The sequence below is a fragment of the Microbacterium sp. SWDP-B6 genome (assembly GCF_059803615.1).
Window position 1 is genome coordinate 606,462 of record NZ_JAPFGV010000001.1, and the last position, 20,414, is coordinate 626,875.

The window sequence follows — 20,414 nt, forward strand, 5'->3', positions numbered from 1 at the left end:
AGGGTCAATCGAGCCCGTGCGCCCTGGGATGCTGCGCGGCACCACGGCCGTCGCCCCGCCCGATGTGTCTCGCTCGCCTGATCGTGGCCGTGCCGAAACGTGCGACGGCATCGTCGACCGCGCCCTCGACGCGCCTCCAGTCCTCGTCGTCGTCCCAGAGGCCGAAGCCGCCGCCGCCGGCCGGCCGCAGCTTCTCAGCGCGCACTCCGACCAGACGCACGGGATCCCGTCGATCGATCTGGTCGAAGAGCGCTTGGGCGGCCTCTCCGATGCGCTGGCCCACCGCGGTGGGTTCCGGGAGCGTCTGCGAACGGCTGATGGTGCGGAAGTCGTCGAACCTGATCTTGATGGCGACCGTCGACGTCTCCCATTCCGCCTTCCGCAGGCGCGCTGCGACGCGGTCGGCGAGGCGCAGGAGCTCGGCTCTCAGGAAGGACCTGTCTGAGATGTCGGTGTCGAAGGTCTCCTCGTGACCGACGCTCTTCTCGACGCGCTCCGTCTCGACTGCCCGGGGATCCTCGCCGCGAGCGAGCTCCGCGAGTCGCGCGCTGAGAGCCGGCCCCACGGCGCGGTCGAGCATCGCCGGAGACGAGGTGCGGATGTCGCGCACCGTGCGGATTCCGCGCCCCTCCAATGCCTCGGCCGCCTTCGGCCCCACACCCCACATGGCGCGCACCGGACGCGGGTCGAGGAAGTCCTGGGTGTCGGATGCCGAGACGACGAGCATCCCATCGGGCTTCGAGATCGTCGAGGCCATCTTCGCCACATGCTTCGTGGCTGCGACGCCGACACTGCAGGTGATGCCCACCTCATCTCTGACGCGCTGACGAACGAGGTGCGCGATCTGTGCAGGGCTGCCCCAGAGCCGTCGGACGCCGCGCACATCGAGGAAGGCCTCATCGACCGACAGCGGCTCGACCAACGGCGTGAACGACTCGAAGATCGCCATCACCTGACGTGAGACCGCCTGGTAGCGATGGAAGTGCGGAGGAACGACGCGCGCCGACGGGCACAGGCGCAGCGCCTGAGACACCGGCATCGCCGCACGCACGCCGTAGCGGCGCGCCTCGTAGGAGGCGCTGGACACCACCGATCGGCCGTCGGGCGACCCGATGATCAGCGGGAGACCGCGCAAGCTGGGATCGTCGAGCACCTCGACACCGGCGTAGAACGCATCCATGTCGACGTGCAGGATGCTCGTGCCGGTGTCGTCGGCATCGGCTGACGACACGATGCGCCCTCTGCCGTCACCGTGTCCCATGAGACCATTCTCCCCCGGACCTCAGACATGAGGTCCGGGGGATCCGATCACTGCGCAGCGCGCTCGAGAACGAGTTCGCGGACCCGGGCTGCGTCGGCCTGGCCCTTCATAGCCTTCATCACAGCGCCGATGACGGCGCCGGCTGCCTGGACCTTGCCGTCCTTGATCTTCGCGAGAACGTCGGGCTGAGCTGCCAGGGCCTCGTCGATCGCGGCGATCAGCGCGCCGTCATCCGAGACGACGGCGAGTCCGCGGCCGTCGACGACCTCCTGCGGCGTCCCCTCACCGGCGATGACTCCCTCGAGCACCTGGCGGGCCAGCTTGTCGGTGAGGGTCCCGGCGTCGACGAGCTTCTGGAGAGCCACGACGTTCTCAGGAGAGATCAGCTCCGTGGCATCCTTCTCCTGCGTGTTCGCGAGACGGCTGATCTCGCCCGTCCACCACTTGCGGGCCGTGGCAGGAGTCGCTCCGGCCGAGATCGTCGCCTCGACGACCTCCAGCAGGCCGCCGTTCCGCACGTCCTGGAACTCCAGGTCGGTGAACCCCCACTCGCCCATCAGGCGGCGCCGACGCGCCACGGGCTGTTCAGGCAGCTGCGCTCGGAGCTCCTCGATCAGCTCGGCCGCAGGCTCCACCGGAACCAGGTCGGGCTCGGGGAAGTACCGGTAGTCATCGGCATCCGACTTGGGACGACCGGGCGAGGTCGTGCCCGTGTCCTCGTGCCAGTGCCGGGTCTCCTGAGTGATCGTGCCGCCGTCGGCGAGGATCTGCGCCTGACGCTGGATCTCGTAACGCACGGCGCGTTCGACCGAGCGCATCGAGTTGACGTTCTTCGTCTCGGTGCGCGTGCCGAGCTTCTCCTGGCCGCGAGGGCGCAGCGAGATGTTGGCGTCGCAGCGGAGGTTGCCGCGCTCCAGGCGGGCTTCGGAGATCCCGAGGCTGCGGACGATGTCACGTATGGTCGCGACATAGGCCTTGGCGACCTCCGGGGCACGGTGCTCAGTGCCGAAGATGACCTTCGTGACGATCTCGACGAGCGGAACACCGGCGCGGTTGTAGTCGACCAGCGAGTACTCGGCGCCCTGGATGCGTCCGGTGGAGCCGCCCATGTGGGTGAGCTTGCCGGCGTCCTCCTCCATGTGCGCGCGCTCGATCGGGATCTGCACGATGGTTCCGTCTTCGAGCTCGACCTCGACTTCACCCTCGAACGCGATCGGCTCGTCGTACTGCGAGATCTGGTAGTTCTTGCCGAGGTCGGGGTAGAAGTAGTTCTTCCGCGCGAACCGGCTCGACGGTGCGATCGAGCAGCCGAGTGCGAGACCGAGGCTGATCGACGAGCGAATCGCCGTCTCGTTCACGACGGGCAGCGATCCGGGTAGACCGAGGTCGACCGGGGCGATCAGCGTGTTCGGCGCAGCCGCGTGATAGGCCTCGTTCGCCGGGTTCGGGGCGTCCGAGAACATCTTCGTGTTGGTGTTGAGTTCGACGTGCACCTCGAATCCGAGAACGGGCTCGAACAGCTCGAGCGCTTTGTCGAAGTCCATGAGCTTGGCAGTGGCCATCAGCGGGTCCCTCCCACGAGCTGGGGTGCACGCGTGAGGAGCGGTGCTCCCCACGAATCGACGAGGAGCGTCTCGACCGCAGCGCCGACCTTGTAGAGTCGCGCGTCCTCCCTCGCCGGTGCGATGAACTGGATGCCGACGGGCAGTCCGTCCTCTGCCGCGAGGCCGCTCGGGATCGAGATGCCCGGGACGCCGGCGAGGTTGACCGGGATCGTCGTGATGTCGTTGAGGTACATCTGCAGCGGATCGTCGATCTTCTCGCCGATCTTGAACGCGGTGGTCGGTGCCGACGGCGTCGCGATGATGTCCACCTCCGCGAAGGCGTTCGCGAAGTCCTGCTGGATGAGCGTGCGGACCTTCTGTGCGCTGCCGTAGTAGGCGTCGTAGTACCCCGCCGACAGTGCGTACGTGCCGAGGATGATGCGTCGTTTGACCTCGTCGCCGAAGCCGGCGTCGCGCGTCGCGGACATGACGTCCTCGACGGTCGGGTTGCCATCAGGAGTCACGCGGAGACCGAAGCGCACGGAGTCGAACTTCGCGAGGTTGCTGGATGCCTCGGCGGGGAGGATCAGATAGTACGCGGCGACGCCGTACTCGAAGTGGGGCGCTCCGATCTCGACGATCTCTGCACCCTGAGCCTCCATGAGCGCGAGAGCGCTGCGGAACGACTCGGCGACGCCCGGCTGGAACCCGCTGTCGGGCAATTCCCTGATGACACCGACCCTGAGGCCTTTGAGCACATCTCCGCGCGCGCCCTCACGGGCGGCATCCGCGAACGAAGGCCACTCGTCGCGCAACGATGTGGAGTCCTTCGGGTCGTGACCGCCGATCGCGTCATGCAGCAGACCTGCGTCGAGCACGGTGCGCGTCACCGGTCCGACCTGGTCGAGGCTGGAAGCGAGTGCGATCGCGCCGTAGCGGCTGACACCGCCGTAGGTGGGCTTGACGCCGACCGTGCCGGTCACATGCGCGGGCTGACGGATGGATCCACCGGTGTCTGAGCCGAGCGCCAGCGGAGCCTCGAAGGCGGCGACGGCCGCGGCCGATCCACCGCCGGAGCCACCGGGGATCCGATCGAGGTCCCACGGGTTGCGGGTGGGGCCGTATGCGGAATGCTCGGTGGACGACCCCATGGCGAACTCGTCCATGTTGGTCTTGCCGAGCGGGATCAGCCCTGCCGCGCGCGATCGAGCGACGACGGTGGCGTCGTACGGCGAGCGGTAGCCCTCGAGGATCCGCGAGCCGCTGGTGGTCGGCTGGTCGGTCGTGACAAGCACGTCCTTGATGGCGAGCGGCACACCGGCGATCGGGCCGAGCTCCTCGCCCGCAGCCCGCCTCGCGTCGACAGCTGCGGCGGCATCGAGCGCGCCCTCGTTCACGTGGAGGAAGGCATGGACGTCGCCGTCGACGGCGGCGATGCGGTCGAGGTGTGCGCGCGTCGCCTCGACGCTGGAGATCTCGCGGCTGGCGAGCTTGTCCGCAAGCTCGGCTGCGGTCATCCGGATGATGTCGCTCACTGTTCTTCTCCCAGGATCGCGGTGACGCGGAACCGGCCATCGGCCTGGTCCGGCGCGTTCTGGAGCACCTGTTCGTGCGTGAGCGTCTCGCCCACCACATCGGGACGGTAGACGTTGCTCAGCGGGATCGGGTGACTCGTCGCGGCGACGTCGGGGCTTGCGACCTCAGACACCTTCGCGATGTTGTCGACGATGGCATCGAGCTGGCCCGTCAGCCGGGTCACCTCGTCGTCGTTGAGCTGGATGCGCGCGAGCACGCCGAGATGGCGCACAAGATCAGGGGTGATTTCAGACACGTCCCAAGTCTAGTTGCCGTGCTCGTCGTCTCCCCGCAGACGGGCGGTGCCGGTCCTATGCTGGGCGGGTGAGCCCGTACCAGCCTCCCCGCCCGTGGATCGCCAGCTATGCGGAAGGCGTCCCCGACGACCTCGCCCCCGTCTCGGGATCGCTGGTCGACATCGTCGCGGCATCCGCTCGCGATTACCCCGACGCCCCTGCACTGCAGTTCTTCGGACGTGAGACGACCTATGCGCAACTGCAGGATGCGATCGACCGCGCCGCCGAGGGTCTGCGCGATCTCGGCGTGCGCGCAGGGGATCCGGTCGCGATCGTGCTGCCGAACTGCCCGCAGCACATCGTGGCGTTCTACGCCGTGCTCCGTCTGGGCGCCGTGGTCGTCGAGCACAACCCGCTCTACACGCCTCGCGAGCTCCGCAAGCAGTTCGAGGACCACGGCGCGAAGCACGCGATCGTCTGGAACAAGGTCGTATCGACGGTGCAGGAGTTCCCGGCCGATCTCGCGGTGACGAACCTCATCTCCGTGGACGTCACCCGGGCGATGCCCTTTCTGACCCGCGTGGCTCTGCGACTGCCTGTGGCGAAAGCGAGAGAGTCGCGCGCGGCGCTCACCGAGCGCGTCCGGGGAACCGTCGCCTGGGACTCGCTCGTGCAGTCGGCTCCGATCTCGGCGACGCACCCGAAGCCGGCCACCGGCGACCTCGCCATCATCCAGTACACGTCGGGCACCACGGGAACCCCCAAGGGTGCGGCGCTGACGCACGGGAACCTGCTCGCGAACGCCGCCCAGTCGCAGGCGTGGGTGCCGTCCATCCAGCGTGGCAAGGGCTGCGTCGTCTACGCGGTGCTGCCGATGTTCCACGCTTACGGCCTCACGCTGTGTCTGACGTTTGCGATGTCGATGGGAGCACGACTCGTGCTCTTCCCGAAGTTCGATCCGGACCTCGTGCTCGGTGTGATGAAGAAGCACCCGGCGACGTTCCTTCCGCTTGTGCCCCCGATCGCTGATCGACTGCTCGCAGCGGCGAACGCCGAGGGCGTGTCCCTCGACGGGATCGAGGTCGCGATCTCCGGCGCCATGGCGCTCCCTCACGAGCTGGTGGTGCCGTTCGAGGCTGCCACGAACGGCTTCCTCGTCGAGGGATACGGACTCAGCGAATGCTCCCCCGTTCTGATGGCGAATCCGGTCGCAGACAACCGCGTGCCCGGAACAGTGGGACTTCCGTTGCCCGGCACCGAATGCCGGGTGGTCGATCCCGACAACCCGACCGTCGATGTCGAACCCGGCGCAGCGGGCGAACTCCTCGTGCGCGGTCCACAGGTGTTCTCCGGGTACTACGGCAAGCCGGAGGAGACCGAGGCCGTCTTCGTCGACGGCTGGTTCCGCACCGGAGACATCGTGACGGTCGACGATGCGGGCTTCATCAGAATCGTCGACCGCATCAAGGAACTCATCATCACCGGCGGCTTCAATGTCGCACCGACGGAGGTGGAGAACGCACTGCGTCAGCACCCGCAGGTCGCCGACGCCGCGGTGGTCGGCCTGCCGAGCGATCACTCCGGCGAGGAGGTGGTCGCGGCGATCGTCATCGACTCCGGAACCGAGGTGGACGTCGAGGCGATCCGCGAGTATGCGCGCAGCATCCTCACCCCCTACAAGGTGCCCCGGCGCATCTTCGTCGTGGATGAGCTTCCGAAATCGTTGATCGGCAAGGTCCTGCGCCGGCAGGTCAGGGAGAAGCTCCTGGCGCTGACCTCCGGTGCCTGAGGGCGCCCTCACAGGCGCGGGAACCCGGGACGCGCTACCCTTGATCAGTGACCCCTGAAGACGCTGTGCCCACCGACGCCCCCGAGACCCCTGGATTCGAGGAGCTCGGCATCACCGGCCCCGTCCTCAAGGCGATCAAGGACCTCGGCTACGAGACCCCCTCCCCCATCCAGGCCGCGACGATCCCGACTCTCCTGTCGGGCCGCGACGTCGTCGGCATGGCGCAGACAGGAACGGGAAAGACCGCGGCCTTCGCGCTCCCCGTCCTGGAGCGCCTCGACGTCTCGCAGAAGACTCCGCAGGCGCTGGTGCTCGCTCCGACTCGCGAGCTCGCACTGCAGGTCTGCGAGGCCTTCGAGTCCTACGCCTCGAAGATGAAGGGTGTGCACATGCTGCCGGTCTACGGCGGCCAGGCCTACGGCGTGCAGCTCTCCGCGCTGCGCCGCGGCGTCCACGTGATCGTCGGAACGCCCGGCCGCATCATGGACCACCTCGCCAAGGGCACTCTCGACCTCTCGCAGCTGCAGTACCTGGTGCTCGACGAGGCCGACGAGATGCTCAAGATGGGCTTTGCGGAAGATGTCGAGCAGATCCTCGCTCAGACGCCCGTCGAGAAGCAGGTCGCACTGTTCTCCGCGACGATGCCCCCGCAGATCCGCCGCCTCGCGCAGAAGTACCTGCGCGATCCCGAAGAGATCAGCATCAAGTCGAAGACCGCAACGGGCACCAACATCACGCAGCGCTACCTCGTGGTGTCGTACGCGCAGAAGGTCGATGCGCTGACCCGCATCCTCGAGGTCGAGAACTTCGACGGCATGATCGTGTTCGTCCGCACCAAGAACGAGACCGAGACGCTCGCCGAGAAGCTGCGCGCCCGTGGATACTCGGCCGCTGCGATCAACGGCGATGTGGCGCAGGTGCAACGTGAGCGCAGCGTCAACCAGCTCAAGGACGGCAAGCTCGACATCCTCGTCGCGACGGACGTCGCCGCTCGAGGTCTCGACGTCGAGCGCATCAGCCACGTCATCAACTTCGACATCCCCACCGACACCGAGTCCTACGTGCACCGCATCGGCCGCACCGGACGCGCCGGTCGCAAGGGCGACGCGATCAGCTTCATCACCCCGCGCGAGCGTTACCTGCTCAAGTCGATCGAGAAGGCGACCCGCCAGCAGCCGACGCAGATGCAGCTGCCCAGCATGGACGACGTCAACACCACGCGTCTCGCGCGATTCGACGATGCGATCACGACCGCGCTCGGCGACAGCCCGCGGATCGAGAAGTTCCGTGACATCATCGCCCACTACGTGCGCAACCATGATGTGCCTGAAGCCGATGTGGCCGCTGCGCTCGCGGTCGTCGCGCAGGGCGACACTCCGCTGCTGCTCGACCCGTCGGATGACCCGCTGACGAAGGCCGTCGAGTTCGACAACCGTCCGCCGCGGGAACGCAACACCCGCGATCAGCGGGAGCCCCGCGAGCCTCGCGAGCGCCGTGGACGGGGCGACTACAAGCCCTACCGCATCGAGGTCGGTCGACGTCACCGGGTCGAGCCGCGTCAGATCGTCGGTGCGCTCGCGAACGAGGGCGGCCTCGGCCGTGACGATTTCGGCGCCATCAACATCCGGCCGGACTTCACGGTCGTCGAGCTTCCCGCCAACCTCGACTCCTCGGTGCTCGACAAGCTCAGGGACACCCGCATCTCTGGTCGACTGATCGAGATCAAGCCCGACCGTGGTCCGGCAGCCCGACGCAACGACGGCCCGCGCGACGCCGGCGCTCGAGGCGGCTTCGACCGCCCCCGCTACGACCGCGAGGACCGTCCGGCCCGCTCCGATGAGCGCGGCGAGAAGCCGTTCCGCAAGCCGCGGCACAAGGACTGATCGACCAATGCACATCGAGCGCGCAGGCCCCGAGGATGTTCGGGGCCTGGCGCGCTTGAAGTGGATTGACAGAGCCGGCGACGACGCCGACACCGCGGAGTTCGACTCGTTCGTGGACGCACTCGGGGCGTGGTGGGAAGCCCATCGGGCCACCCACTTCGCGTTCGTGGCCCTCACCGAGGACACGACGGTGGGTGCCGCATGGGTCGCGCTGCTCCCGCGCGTGCCCAGCCCTGGTGCGAACAACCGCCTCTCGGCAGACATCCAGAGCGTCTTCGTGATGCCCGAGCACCGTGGGGGCGGCGTGGGCGCCGCACTCGTCGACGCAGCTGCCACCCATGCGCACAGAGCCGGCGCCTCCAGGGTCACCGTGCACTCGAGCGAGCGCGCGGTTTCGGTCTATCAGCGGCTCGGGTTCACCGGATCTCCGAAGCTGCTCCAGCGGATCGCCGAGGCATAGTCGCGTCAGGCGCCTGAGGTTCCCGACGCCGCGCTGCGTGCCAGGCGCGCGGCGACGTCGAGCAGGGACTCCGGCCGCGCGAGCAGCGATCGCTGCTCCGGGTGGTCGATGAGGTGCTGCAACAGCCTGTGGGCGCCATCGACTGTCGGAGCCCAGTATCCGCCGACATGGTGACGGCTCAAGGGTGCGGTGGTGGATTCTCCGCCGATCTGCACGTCGACTGTGCCGTCATCCGGGTCCATTCCGAGATCGGAGACGGCGAGGAACGTCAGCGCACCGATGACGATCGTGCTGACGAGCCCCGGCAGCCGGAATCTCGTCACGGGTACGTCGATCAGCACTCGTTCGACCTGAATCCACGGGACGATGCCGCGATTCTCACTGCCGTCGCGGAAGAGGACCGCGTCGGGTGTCAGGCGCAGGTGATGCCTCCCCGGATCACCCACCGCCAGCGCGCCCGGAACGACGATCAACGGCCCGTAGCGCTTCATCCGAGCGCGTCCGGCCCCTGGGTCACGAGGATGTGGAACTGAGCAGCGTCGAGGATGCGGATCCCGAGCTCCTCCGCCTTGCCCAACTTCGACCCCGCACCAGGACCGGCGGCGACGAAGTCGGTCTTCTTCGACACGCTCGACGCGGCCTTGCCGCCCGCCTTGATGATGGCCTCCTGGGCACCGTCGCGTGTGTACCCGTCGAGCGATCCGGTCGCGACGATGGTGAGGCCGTCGAGTACGCCGCCCTCAACCACCGCAGCACCCGGACCCGGGTGACCGGGAGTCGCCCACTGGACCCCGGCCTCGGCCCACCGCTGCACGATCTCTCTGTGCCAGTCGACTTCGAACCACGCGAGCAGCGAGTCGGCGATGATGCCGCCGACCCCCTCGACCGCAGCGAGCTCGTCGCGGGAGGCCGCGCGGATCGCATCGAGTGAGCCGAACCACTGCGCGAGCGCTCGTGCAGCGACGGGGCCGACATGACGGATGTTGAGCGACACGAGAAGTCGCCACAGGTCCTTCGTCTTCGCCTTCTCGAGTTCGGCCAGGAGGGTGAGGGCCTGCGACGACGGCTGCGGCCCCTCGAGGCCGGACTTCTTCTCTGCGGCCGTGGGATTGCGGCGGAACGGCGCTCGTGTCTTCACCAGCCCGTCGTCGTCCTCCTTCGGCAGGCCCGTCTCCGCGTCGCGGACGAACAGCTCGATCGGCACGATCTCTTCGAGCGTGAGCGCGAAGAGTCCTGCCTCGGTCTCGAGGGGCGGAACGGCCGGCGACGTCGGCTGGGTGAGCGCCGCTGCAGTGACCTCGCCGAGAGCCTCGATGTCGAGCGCGCCCCGTGATCCGATGTGCTCGACGCGACCGCGCACCTGCGCAGGGCACGATCGCGCATTCGGACACCGCAGATCGATGTCGCCCTCCTTCATCGGGCGCAGCGGGGTGCCGCACTCGGGGCACTCCACGGGCATGACGAACTCGCGCTCCGTGCCGTCGCGCTTGTCGACCACGGGACCGAGCACCTCGGGGATGACGTCGCCCGCTTTACGCAGCACGACGGTGTCGCCGATGAGTACGCCCTTCGCCTTCACGACGTCCTTGTTGTGGAGCGTCGCCTGCCTCACCACCGAGCCCGCCACCTGGGCGGGAGCCATCACCGCGAACGGCGTGGCCCTGCCTGTGCGACCCACCGATACGACGATGTCGAGGAGTTTCGTCTGCACCTCTTCGGGCGGGTACTTGTAGGCGATCGCCCAGCGCGGAGCGCGGCTGGTGGCTCCGAGCTCATCGTGCAGGGAGAGCTCATCGACCTTGACCACGATGCCGTCGAGTTCGTGCTCGATGTCGTGCCGGTGCTGGCCGAAATACTCGACGAACGCCGCGACTTCATCGATGCTCGTGCAGACCTTGGTGTGGGGGCTCGTCGGCAGACCCCACTCTGCGAGCTGCTCGTACACCTGGCTCTGCGCTGCGACGGGTGGGTTCTGCCAGGCGCCTATGCCGTGCACGTAGAGAGCGAGCGATTCGATTCGCAGCATCCCCGCCTCGAGCTCGAGACCGTTCTTCTTGTCGATCTGCTGGCGCAGGCCCCCGCTCGCCGCGTTCCGCGGGTTGGCGAAGGAGGGGAACCGCCGGGCGGCGGCCGTTCGGGCCTTCTCCTCGTCGAAAGGCTTCTTCGCACCCGATCGCGCCTCCCATCGCGCATACGCGTCGTCGTAGGCACGCTCGCGGAACTCCGCCTGCGCCGCGTTCAGGCGTTCGAACGCCGCAACCGGGATGAACACCTCGCCGCGGACCTCGACGATCGCAGGGTGGCCCGTGCCCGAGAGCTCGAACGGTATCTCGGGCAGTCGCAGCGCGTTCTCCGTGACGATCTCGCCGACGCGCCCATCTCCTCGCGTCGCGGCGGACGTCAGCTGGCCGTTCTCGTAGCGGAGATTGATGGCGAGTCCGTCGATCTTCAGTTCGGTGAGCCAGTCGACGTCACGTCCCGCCGAGGCCCGCGTCTTCGCTGCCCACTCCCGCAGTTCGTCGATCGAGAACACATTGTCGAGACTCAGCATCCGCTCGGCGTGCTCGATCGTCGCCAGACCCGTCGCTTCGGCGGCGCCCACCATCTGGGTGGGTGAATCCTGTCCCTGGAGCTCGGGGTGCAGCCGTTCGAGTTCTTCGAGCCGGCGCATCCATCCGTCATACGTGGCGTCGTCGACGAGCGAGGTGTCACGCCCGTAGTACGCGTCCTTCGCCTCGAGGATGCGAGTGGTCAGCTCGTCCGCTTCGATACGGGCGTCTTCCAACGAGATGTTCTCCGGCACCCCGCCAGTCTACGAGCGAGCACCGACATCCCGAGCGCGGGTCTAGGCGTCGACAGGCACGGCCGACACCGTGCGATCGATCGTGAACTGGCCGAGCACTCTCGTTCCCACGTACAGCACAGCAGTCTGTCCGGGGGCGACGCCGTCGAGGGGGCGATCCGGCACCACTCTCACTTCATCCGCCGAGACGAAAGCCCTCGCAGGTTCCGGTTCCGAATGAGCGCGGATCTGCACGTCACAGCTGAACTCCGCGTCTTCGGGGGCTGCACCTGCCCAGCTGAACCGACCGCCGGAGATCTCGCGCGTCGCGAGCGCCTCCTTCGGCCCGACGACCACGGTGTTCGAGACCGGGCGCACCTCGAGCACGAATCGGGGCTTGCCGTCGGCGGCGGGAACCCCGAGCTTGAGCCCGCGGCGCTGGCCGACCGTGAACGCGTGCGCACCCTCGTGGGACCCGACGACGGCTCCGCTGCGGTCGACGACCTCGCCTGTCGCCGTGCCCACCTTCTCGGCGAGCCAGCCACGGGTGTCGCCGTCAGGGATGAAGCAGATGTCGTGGCTGTCGGGCTTCTGCGCCACGCTCAGACCGCGCGCTTCGGCTTCCGCACGCACGACGGCCTTGGACGGCGTGGTTCCGAGCGGGAAATAGGTGTGCGCGAGCTGGTCGGCCGTCAGCACACCCAGCACGTAGGACTGATCCTTCGCGCTGTCCGCAGCCCTGTGCAGCTCGAGGCCGGCATCCGTGGGGATCAGCGTCGCATAGTGTCCCGTGCAGACGGCATCGAAGCCGAGCTCGATCGCTCGATCGAGCAGGGCGGCGAACTTGATCTTCTCGTTGCATCGCATGCACGGATTGGGAGTGCGCCCCGCCTGGTACTCCGACACGAAGTCGGCGATCACGTCTTCGCGGAACCGCTCGGAGAAGTCCCAGACGTAGAAGGGGATGCCGAGGAGATCTGCTGCGCGTCTGGCGTCGAGAGCGTCCTCGATGGTGCAGCAGCCCCGGCTCCCGGTGCGCAGGGTGCCGCCCGCCCGGGAGAGCGCGAGATGCACTCCGACGACGTCGTGCCCCGCCTCCACGGCCCTCGCGGCCGCGACTGCGGAGTCCACTCCGCCACTCATGGCCGCAAGAATCCTCATGGAACCAGTCTACGAGCGCGCAGCTGAGCCGGAGCCGGACGCTCTCGCATAGGCGTCGGCGATAGCGGCGAGAACCGCGTCGATGTCGGCGTCTGTGGAGGTGCGGCCCAGCGAGAACCGGAGCACGCTGCCGGCATCCTGCTCGCTGCGCCCCATCGCCATCACCACATGCGACGGCTCTGCGACTCCTGCCTGGCACGCCGATCCGGTCGACGCGGCGATCCCTGCCGTATCGAGCAGGAAGAGCAGGCTCTCCCCCACCGCACCGGGGAAGAGAATGTGGGCGTTGCCGGGGAGGCGTCGCGAACTGTCACCGAGCAGCTCAGCCTGCGGCACTCGTGTCAGGATGCCGTCGACCAGCCGGTCGCGCATCGCTGCGAGTCGAGTCGTCTCCGACTCCCGCTCGGACTCCGCGAGTTCGAGCGCGGTGGCGAACGCGGCTGCGCCCGCCACATCCTGCGTCCCGGCGCGGAGCCCTCTCTGCTGCGCGCCACCGCGAAGGAGCGCCGAGAGCCGAGCGGTGCGAGCGACGACCAACGCGCCGACACCGACCGGCGCTCCGATCTTGTGTCCTGCGACGCTCATCGCGACCAGCCCCAGCGCATCCGGGGCATCGCCTCTCAGCCCTCGGAAGGACAGTGGGAGATGACCGAGCGCCGACACCGCATCGAGGTGAAGGGGCACGAGAGCCTGCGCGGCCGACGAGGCGAGCTCAGCGGCGTCGTTGATCGTCCCCGCCTCGTTGTTGGCGACCAGGGCGGTTGCCAACGCTGCTCCGGGAAGCTGGTCGGCGAACACTCGCCCGTCGATCGCCGCCGTGCGAAATACCGGTACAGCGCGCAGGACCGCTCCCGCTGCGACCAGAGCCTCGATCGTGTCCACGGTCGCGTGATGCTCGGCCTCCGGCATCACGATCGCATCCGTCCCCACGGGCCGCGCCTGCCAGAGTCCCTGCAGCGCGAGATTGATCGACTCCGTGCCGCCCGAGGTGAAGACGACCTCGATGGGATCGCAGTCGAGCACTGCAGCTGAGCGCTCGCGCGCCTCCTCGAGCAGGCGCCTCGCATCCTGCCCCGCGCCGTGGGTCGACGATGCGTTCCCGACCATCTCGCTCGCATCGAGCCATGCATCCCGCGCCTCAGGGCGCAGGGGTGTCGTGGCCGCGTGGTCGAGATAGTGCCGCATTCCTCCACTCTCCCCCATTTTCCGGGTGGTGGCGTGCACATGGAACTGAGTGCATGCGGTCCTGAGACCCGAGTGCAGACCTCTAGTGTGTATTCATGCCCGCGATCCGAGACATCACCGTGCCCGGCGGTACTGCACTCGACAACCTCGGTGTGCGCCTTCACGACGGCGTCGGAACCCTCCGCGTCTGGTCGCAGAACGCGTCCTCCATCGAGCTCGTCGTCTTCGATGCCACCGACCTCGACTGGGTGATCGATCAGGTCGACCTCGCCCGCCTTCCCGGCGGCATCTGGGAAGTGACCACGGAGCTGCTCCAGCCGGGAACCCGGTACGCGATCCGCGTGGGAGGGCCGCACGGTCCGGGCAACACGTTCAACCCCGAGACCCTCCTGCTCGATCCCTATGCCCGTGGTCTCGCCCAGGGCGACGGCTACGAGGAGTGGCGCTCCGTCGTGATCGTCGACGGGTTCGACTGGGGAGAGTCCGTCAAGCCGCGGATCCCGCTCGACCGGACCGTGATCTACGAAGGGCACCTGAAGGGTCTGACCAAACGCCAGCCCGACGTGCCGCCTGCTCTGCACGGCACCTACGCCGGACTCGCGCACCCGGCCATGATCGAGTACTTCCACTCTCTCGGCATCACCTCGATCGAGCTGCTTCCCGTTCAGGCCTTCGTGCCGGAGCCGCGGTTGCTCGAGCGCGGCCTCACCAACTACTGGGGGTACAACACCCTCAACTTCTTCACGCCGCACAACGCCTACGCGACAGAGGATGCCCGCAAGGGCGGCCCTGACGCCGTTCTCGCCGAGTTCAAGGGCATGGTGCGACTGCTGCACGAAGCCGGACTCGAGGTCATCCTGGACGTCGTGTACAACCACACGTCTGAGGAGGGCCTCGGCGGTCCTCGCTCGAGTCTTCGCGGTATAGACAACGCGAGCTATTACCGACAGGACGCGTCCGGCGCGTACATCGACACGACGGGGTGCGGCAACACGCTCGACACCTCGACCGATGCCGGCGCCCGACTCGTGCTCGACTCGCTGCGCTACTGGGCGCAGGAGATGCAGATCGACGGGTTCCGGTTCGACCTCGCCGCCGCGATCGCGCGCGACGACTCGCACACCTACACACCGGAGCATCCGCTGCTCACCGCGATCGCCAACGATCCGATCCTCAGCGAGACCAAGCTCATCGCGGAGCCGTGGGACGTCGGCATGGGCGGGTGGCAGACGGGCAACTTCCCGAACGGCTGGATGGAGTGGAACGACCGCTACCGCGACCGGGTGCGGAACTTCTGGCTGAGCGACATCGATTACGCGCGTCGTGCCTCCGCCCCGGTCGGCATCGGCGGCTTCGCCACGCGTCTCGCCGGCTCCTCGAACACCTTCGCCGCCGAGCGGGGCCCGCTCGCGAGCATCAACTTCGTCACGGCGCACGACGGGTTCACGCTGCACGACCTCGTGTCGTACGACGTCAAGCACAACGAGGCGAACGGCGAGCAGAACCGCGACGGTGCCGACATGAACCGTGCGTTCAACCATGGCATCGAGGGGCCGACCGACGACCCGACCATCCTCGCCGCCCGTCGAAAAGCGATGCGCAACCTGCTCGGCACCCTGCTGCTGTCTGCGGGCATCCCGATGCTCACCGCAGGCGACGAGGTCGGGCGCACCCAGCGCGGCAACAACAACGCCTATGCGCAGGATTCGTCGCTGACATGGCTCGGATGGGACGCGGAGCCGTGGCAGGAAGACCTGCGCGCGCACGTCGCTCGACTGATCCAGCTCCGTTCGGAGAACCCCGCCCTGCGCCCGAGCCGATACGCCCGACTCGGCGAGCACATCCCCAACGCCTCGGTCATGGACTGGTTCGACCAGAACGGCGAGACGATGGAGAGCGAGCAGTGGACCGACCCCGGTAACCGAACGCTCCAGTACGTCGCGGCCTCGACACCCGACCGTGAGGCGGCCAACCGGATCCTCCTCATCGTGCACGGCACGGAGTCGCCCATCGACGTGCGCCTCCCGGAGGAACTCGAGGATGCGACGCGCTTCGTCTCGCTGTGGTCGAGTGCCGACGAGCGCCCGGATGCCGGTGGCGAGGTGTTCGCCCCGGGCGACATCCTGCCCATCCCCGGCACCTCCATGCGACTCTTCCGCGTGGAATGACGGGCGGCGCGCCGGTGCCTTCCGCGAGCTACCCGCTCACCGTCCGGAGCGGTACATTCGGGAGGTGGCCGCACGAATGAGCAGCACCAGTCCGAAGGCTCTCCGAAGCCCCGCACAGATCCCGTCGCGCCCGTTGGGGCCCGTCTCGGACGGCGACGGGCTCGTCGCGACTCGCATCCCTTTGGTCGGCGGCACCCCCGCCGTGCCAGGCGGTTTCGCACCCAAGGCCTTCGTCGGCGAAGTGGTGCCGTTCAGCGTGGTCGCCTTCCGCGAAGGGCACGACCTCATCGGCGTGCAGCTCCGGCTGACCTCACCCGACGGCGAGGAGACGCTTCACCGCCTGACCCCTTTCCTGGACGGGACCGATCGCTGGGGTGCCGAGATCGCGATCGACCTTCAGGGTCGCTGGTCGTTCCGCTTCGAGGCGTTCTCCGATGACTTCGCGACCTGGGCGCATGCCGCCGAGGTGAAGGTCGCCGTTGGCGTCGATGTACCGGTGATGGCGGCGCTCGGCGCCGAGCTGCTCACGCGCGCAGCGGCCGAGAAGGACCGTCCCGCCGCTCAGCGCCGACGTCTCAGAGACATCGCCGCAGCGCTGGCCGGCGGCGATGCGGCGACGACGACCGCTGCCTCGACCGATCCCGAGCTCGCGGGATTCTTCCGGGACCGGCCGCTCACGACACTGCGTTCCGCGTCAGCTGTGCACACGCTGCTGGTCGAGCGGACTGCAGCGGGCGTCGGCGCATGGTACGAGTTCTTCCCCCGCTCAGAGGGAGCGAAGCATCTCAAAGACGGCACTGTCAAGAGCGGAACGTTCAGGACGGCCGCCAAACGCCTTCCCGCGGTCGCCGCGATGGGATTCGACGTCATCTATCTGGTGCCCGTCCATCCGATCGGGACGACGAACCGCAAGGGTCGGAACAACACACTGACGACCGAACCAGGGGACCCGGGTTCGCCGTATGCGATCGGCTCTGCCGACGGCGGACACGACGCGATCCACCCCGAGCTCGGCAAGCCCGCCGACTTCCGCGCGTTCGTGCGAGCCGCGAAGAACGAGGGTCTGGAGGTCGCTCTCGATCTCGCGCTGCAGGCATCTCCGGACCACCCCTGGGTCGATGAGCACCCGGAGTGGTTCACGACCCTCCCCGACGGCACCATCGCATACGCAGAGAACCCTCCGAAGAAGTACCAGGACATCTACCCCCTGAACTTCGACAACGACCCTGCCGGCATCTACCAGGAGATGCTGCGCATCGTGCAGCACTGGGTGCGCGAGGGCGTCAAGATCTTCCGGGTCGACAATCCGCACACGAAGCCGCTGCAGTTCTGGGAGTGGCTCATCGCCACGGTGAATGCCCAGGACCCGGACGTGATCTTCCTCGCCGAGGCGTTCACGCGCCCTGCCGTGATGCGCGCGCTCGCTGCCGTGGGGTTTCAGCAGAGCTACAGCTACTTCACCTGGCGCAACACCAAGGCGGAGCTCGAGGAGTTCCTCACCAGCGTCGCGCACGAGACCAGCGACTACATGCGACCGAACCTCTTCGTGAACACGCATGACATCCTCACCGAGTACCTGCAGTTCGGCGGACGCGCGGCATACCGGATCCGGGCATGCATCGCGGCGACAGCTGCTCCCGTGTACGGGGTCTACGCGGGCTACGAACTCTTCGAGAATGTCGCGCGCCCCGGTTCCGAGGAGAACATCGACAACGAGAAGTACGAGTTCAAGTTCCGTGACTGGGAGGGTGCGGAGGAGGCCGGCGACTCGTTGGCGCCCCTCCTGCGCCGTCTGAACGCGATCCGTCGCGCGCACCCGGCTCTGCGACAGCTCCGCAATCTCGCCGTGCACTGGAGCGATGACGACTCCGTGCTCGTCTACAGCAAGCACCTCGATGCGGCCTTCACCGGCACCGGCGAATCCGACACGCTCCTCGTGATCGCCAACGTCGATCCGCATTCCGTTCGCGAGACCACAGTGCATCTCGACACCACGATCTGGGGTGTGCCCCTGGGCGAGCAGTTCGAGGTGGAGGACCTGCTGACCGGTGCCGTCTGGACCTGGGCCGATCACAACTACGTGCGCCTCGACGCCTTCGCCGAACCGGTGCACATACTGAAGGTGAGGAGACGATCATGAGCTACGTCGAGGATGCAGCTACGTCATCGGACTGGGCGGCGGTGGCGGCCGGTGCCCACCACGACCCGCACGCCGTGCTCGGCTCGCACCCGTTCACCGACGCGAGCGATCGCACCGTCACGGTGATCCGCGCCCGTCGTCCTCTCGCCTCCTCGGTCGCGGCGGTCTTCCGGGACGGGAGCCGACTCGAGCTCGACCACGTCGCGCACGGTATCTGGGAGGCGCAGCACGACGGAGCCCCGGTTCCGTATCGGATCGCCACCGCGTACGGAGACGACGATGAGACGATCGCCGGCGACCCCTACCGCCACCTGCCCACCCTCGGCGACGTCGACCTGCATCTGATCGCAGAAGGGCGACATGAGCGGCTCTGGCAGGTGCTGGGAGCTCATGCACAGACCGTGGGAGGCGAGACCGGCGTCGCGTTCGCCGTGTGGGCACCCAACGCGACGGCGGTTCGAGTGGCGGGCGAGCACAACGGCTGGAACGGCGAAGCACACGCGATGCGCTCGATGGGCGTGAGCGGCATCTGGGAGCTGTTCATCCCCGATCTCGCGATCGGAACGACCTACAAGTACGAGATCCGCACCCGCGGAGGGTCATGGATCTTCAAGGCCGACCCGATGGCGCAGGCGGCGCAGATCCCCCCCGAGACCGCATCGGTGATCACGCAGTCGACCTACGACTGGTCGGACGGCGCGTGGATGACCCGCCGTGCCGCGACCCATGCGGTCGCGCAGCCGTTGTCGGTCTATGAGGTGCACCTCGGATCCTGGCGCGGAGGCCTGAGCTACCGCGACGCCGCAGAGCCGCTCATCGCCCATGTCAACGAGGCCGGTTTCACGCACGTCGAGTTCATGCCGCTCGCGGAGCACCCTTTCGGTGGCTCCTGGGGCTATCAGGTGAGCGGGTACTACGCGGCGACGAGTCGTTTCGGCAGCCCCGATGATCTGCGATACCTGATCGATCGACTGCACCAGGCCGGGATCGGCGTGATCATGGACTGGGTGCCCGGGCACTTCCCCAAAGACGCCTTCGCCCTCGCGAAGTTCGACGGCCAGCCGCTCTACGAGCACCCCGACCCTCGGCGCGGCGAGCACCAGGACTGGGGAACCCTCATCTTCGACTACGGTCGCCCCGAGGTGCGCGGCTTCCTGGTCGCCAACGCCCTCTTCTGGCTGAGCGAGTTCCATGTCGACGGTCTGCGGGTCGACGCAGTCGCCTCGATGCTCTATCTCGACTACTCCCGCAACGAGGGCGAGTGGGAGCCGAACATCCACGGAGGCAGGGAGAACCTCGAGGCGATCCGCTTCCTGCAGGAGGTGAATGCGACCGCCTATCGCCTTCACCCCGGCGTGCTGATGATCGCGGAGGAGTCGACGAGCTTCCCCGGCGTCACCGCACCGACCGATCACGCCGGACTCGGCTTCGGGTTCAAATGGAACATGGGCTGGATGAACGACTCGCTCCAGTACATCGAACGCGACCCGATGTACCGCGCGCACCACGAAGGTGAGATGACCTTCTCCTTCGTCTACGCGTTCGGTGAGAACTATCTGCTTCCGATCAGCCACGACGAGGTCGTGCATGGCAAAGGCAGTCTTTTCGCGAAGATGCCGGGCGACCACTGGCACAAGCTCGCGAACGTCCGCGCGTACCTGGCATACATGTGGGGGCACCCCGGGAAGAAGCTCCTGTTCATGGGGCAGGAGTTCGGGCAGCTCGCGGAGTGGTCCGAATCCCGCGAACTCGACTGGTGGCTGCTGGACCAGCCATCGCATGCGCAGCTGCAGAGTTTCGTCGGCCAGCTCAACCGCACTTATCGTGCCCAGGCGCCCCTCTGGGAGCGAGACAACGACGGCTCGTCGTTCGCGCGCCTCGGCGCTCCCAGCTGGGACCCGAACGTGATCGCCTTCGAGCGCCGTGACGCCCACGGTGGCCGTGTCGTCGTGATCAGCAACTTCGCCGGCGTGGAGCGCAGCGGCCACCGCCTCGCTCTGCCCATCGCAGGCGTGTGGCAGGAGATCCTCAACACGGATGCGTCAGAATACGGCGGTCGAGGATCGGGCAACCTCGGCATGGTCGTCGCGCACTCCGACGATGACGGACCCGCCGTGGCGACCCTGACGATTCCCGCGCTGTCCACCATCTGGCTGCGCCACGAGGGCGAGCCTCACGTACCCACGATCAGTCACGGCTGAGCGGCTGCGGCTGACCGGCATCGGGCCGC

14 protein-coding genes are annotated in these 20,414 nt (G+C 67.7%); 6 read left to right on the top strand and 8 right to left on the bottom strand.

All coding sequences use genetic code 11. From position 1 onward, the window contains the following. Positions 1-4 precede the first annotated feature (4 nt). From dinB to gatC, 4 genes are read right to left on the bottom strand one after another with little or no spacing between them, the layout of a single operon-like run. The gene (gene dinB, locus OPU70_RS03085; protein ID WP_042536740.1) at positions 5-1,261 is read right to left on the bottom strand and encodes a DNA polymerase IV; all 1,257 of its coding nucleotides are present in this window, start codon (positions 1,259-1,261) and stop codon (positions 5-7) included. A gap of 47 nt (positions 1,262-1,308) precedes the next feature. Next, a complete protein-coding gene (gatB, locus tag OPU70_RS03090) occupies positions 1,309-2,823 on the bottom strand; it encodes an Asp-tRNA(Asn)/Glu-tRNA(Gln) amidotransferase subunit GatB (protein ID WP_042536741.1) in 1,515 nt (504 codons plus the stop codon). Continuing rightward, a complete protein-coding gene (gene gatA / locus OPU70_RS03095) occupies positions 2,823-4,340 on the bottom strand; it encodes an Asp-tRNA(Asn)/Glu-tRNA(Gln) amidotransferase subunit GatA (RefSeq protein WP_056376746.1) in 1,518 nt (505 codons plus the stop codon). The genes gatB and gatA overlap by 1 nt, the downstream gene beginning before the upstream one ends. Next, positions 4,337-4,636, bottom strand: a complete 300-nt coding sequence (gatC, locus tag OPU70_RS03100; protein ID WP_042536743.1) for an Asp-tRNA(Asn)/Glu-tRNA(Gln) amidotransferase subunit GatC — start codon at positions 4,634-4,636, stop codon at positions 4,337-4,339. The genes gatA and gatC overlap by 4 nt, the downstream gene beginning before the upstream one ends. A 68-nt stretch (positions 4,637-4,704) precedes the next feature. On the opposite strand from gatC, the gene OPU70_RS03105 reads away from it, so the two are divergent. From OPU70_RS03105 to OPU70_RS03115, 3 genes are read left to right on the top strand one after another with little or no spacing between them, the layout of a single operon-like run. Then, positions 4,705-6,405, top strand: coding sequence for a long-chain-fatty-acid--CoA ligase (locus tag OPU70_RS03105; RefSeq protein ID WP_042536744.1), 1,701 nt, complete (start codon positions 4,705-4,707; stop codon positions 6,403-6,405). A gap of 47 nt (positions 6,406-6,452) precedes the next feature. After that, positions 6,453-8,288, top strand: a complete 1,836-nt coding sequence (locus OPU70_RS03110) for a DEAD/DEAH box helicase (RefSeq protein ID WP_228385696.1) — start codon at positions 6,453-6,455, stop codon at positions 8,286-8,288. Between the two features lie 55 nt (positions 8,289-8,343). Beyond that, positions 8,344-8,748: a GNAT family N-acetyltransferase gene (locus tag OPU70_RS03115; RefSeq protein WP_194286028.1), complete on the top strand. Its 405-nt coding sequence runs from the start codon at positions 8,344-8,346 to the stop codon at positions 8,746-8,748. Between the two features lie 5 nt (positions 8,749-8,753). Here the strand turns inward: OPU70_RS03115 and OPU70_RS03120 are convergent, their stop codons facing one another. From OPU70_RS03120 to OPU70_RS03135, 4 genes are read right to left on the bottom strand one after another with little or no spacing between them, the layout of a single operon-like run. Beyond that, positions 8,754-9,239, bottom strand: a complete 486-nt coding sequence (locus OPU70_RS03120; RefSeq protein WP_042536748.1) for a hypothetical protein — start codon at positions 9,237-9,239, stop codon at positions 8,754-8,756. Continuing rightward, a complete protein-coding gene (ligA, locus tag OPU70_RS03125; protein WP_498557118.1) occupies positions 9,236-11,551 on the bottom strand; it encodes an NAD-dependent DNA ligase LigA in 2,316 nt (771 codons plus the stop codon). The genes OPU70_RS03120 and ligA overlap by 4 nt, the downstream gene beginning before the upstream one ends. Positions 11,552-11,593: 42 nt before the next feature. Then, a complete protein-coding gene (gene mnmA, locus OPU70_RS03130) occupies positions 11,594-12,691 on the bottom strand; it encodes a tRNA 2-thiouridine(34) synthase MnmA (protein WP_498557119.1) in 1,098 nt (365 codons plus the stop codon). A gap of 9 nt (positions 12,692-12,700) precedes the next feature. Continuing rightward, on the bottom strand, positions 12,701-13,876 hold the full coding sequence (locus OPU70_RS03135; protein ID WP_498557120.1) for a cysteine desulfurase family protein: 1,176 nt from the start codon (positions 13,874-13,876) through the stop codon (positions 12,701-12,703). A gap of 95 nt (positions 13,877-13,971) precedes the next feature. On the opposite strand from OPU70_RS03135, the gene glgX reads away from it, so the two are divergent. The 3 genes from glgX to glgB all read left to right on the top strand — a co-directional run bounded on the left by glgX (position 13,972) and on the right by glgB (position 20,385). Beyond that, positions 13,972-16,044: a glycogen debranching protein GlgX gene (gene glgX, locus OPU70_RS03140; protein ID WP_042536754.1), complete on the top strand. Its 2,073-nt coding sequence runs from the start codon at positions 13,972-13,974 to the stop codon at positions 16,042-16,044. Between the two features lie 76 nt (positions 16,045-16,120). Beyond that, complete coding sequence (locus tag OPU70_RS03145; RefSeq protein ID WP_052492804.1) at positions 16,121-18,184, top strand: alpha-1,4-glucan--maltose-1-phosphate maltosyltransferase; 2,064 nt, start codon at positions 16,121-16,123, stop codon at positions 18,182-18,184. Beyond that, the gene (gene glgB, locus OPU70_RS03150) at positions 18,181-20,385 is read left to right on the top strand and encodes a 1,4-alpha-glucan branching protein GlgB (RefSeq protein WP_498557121.1); all 2,205 of its coding nucleotides are present in this window, start codon (positions 18,181-18,183) and stop codon (positions 20,383-20,385) included. Before OPU70_RS03145 ends, glgB begins: the two co-directional genes overlap by 4 nt. Positions 20,386-20,414 lie beyond the last annotated feature (29 nt).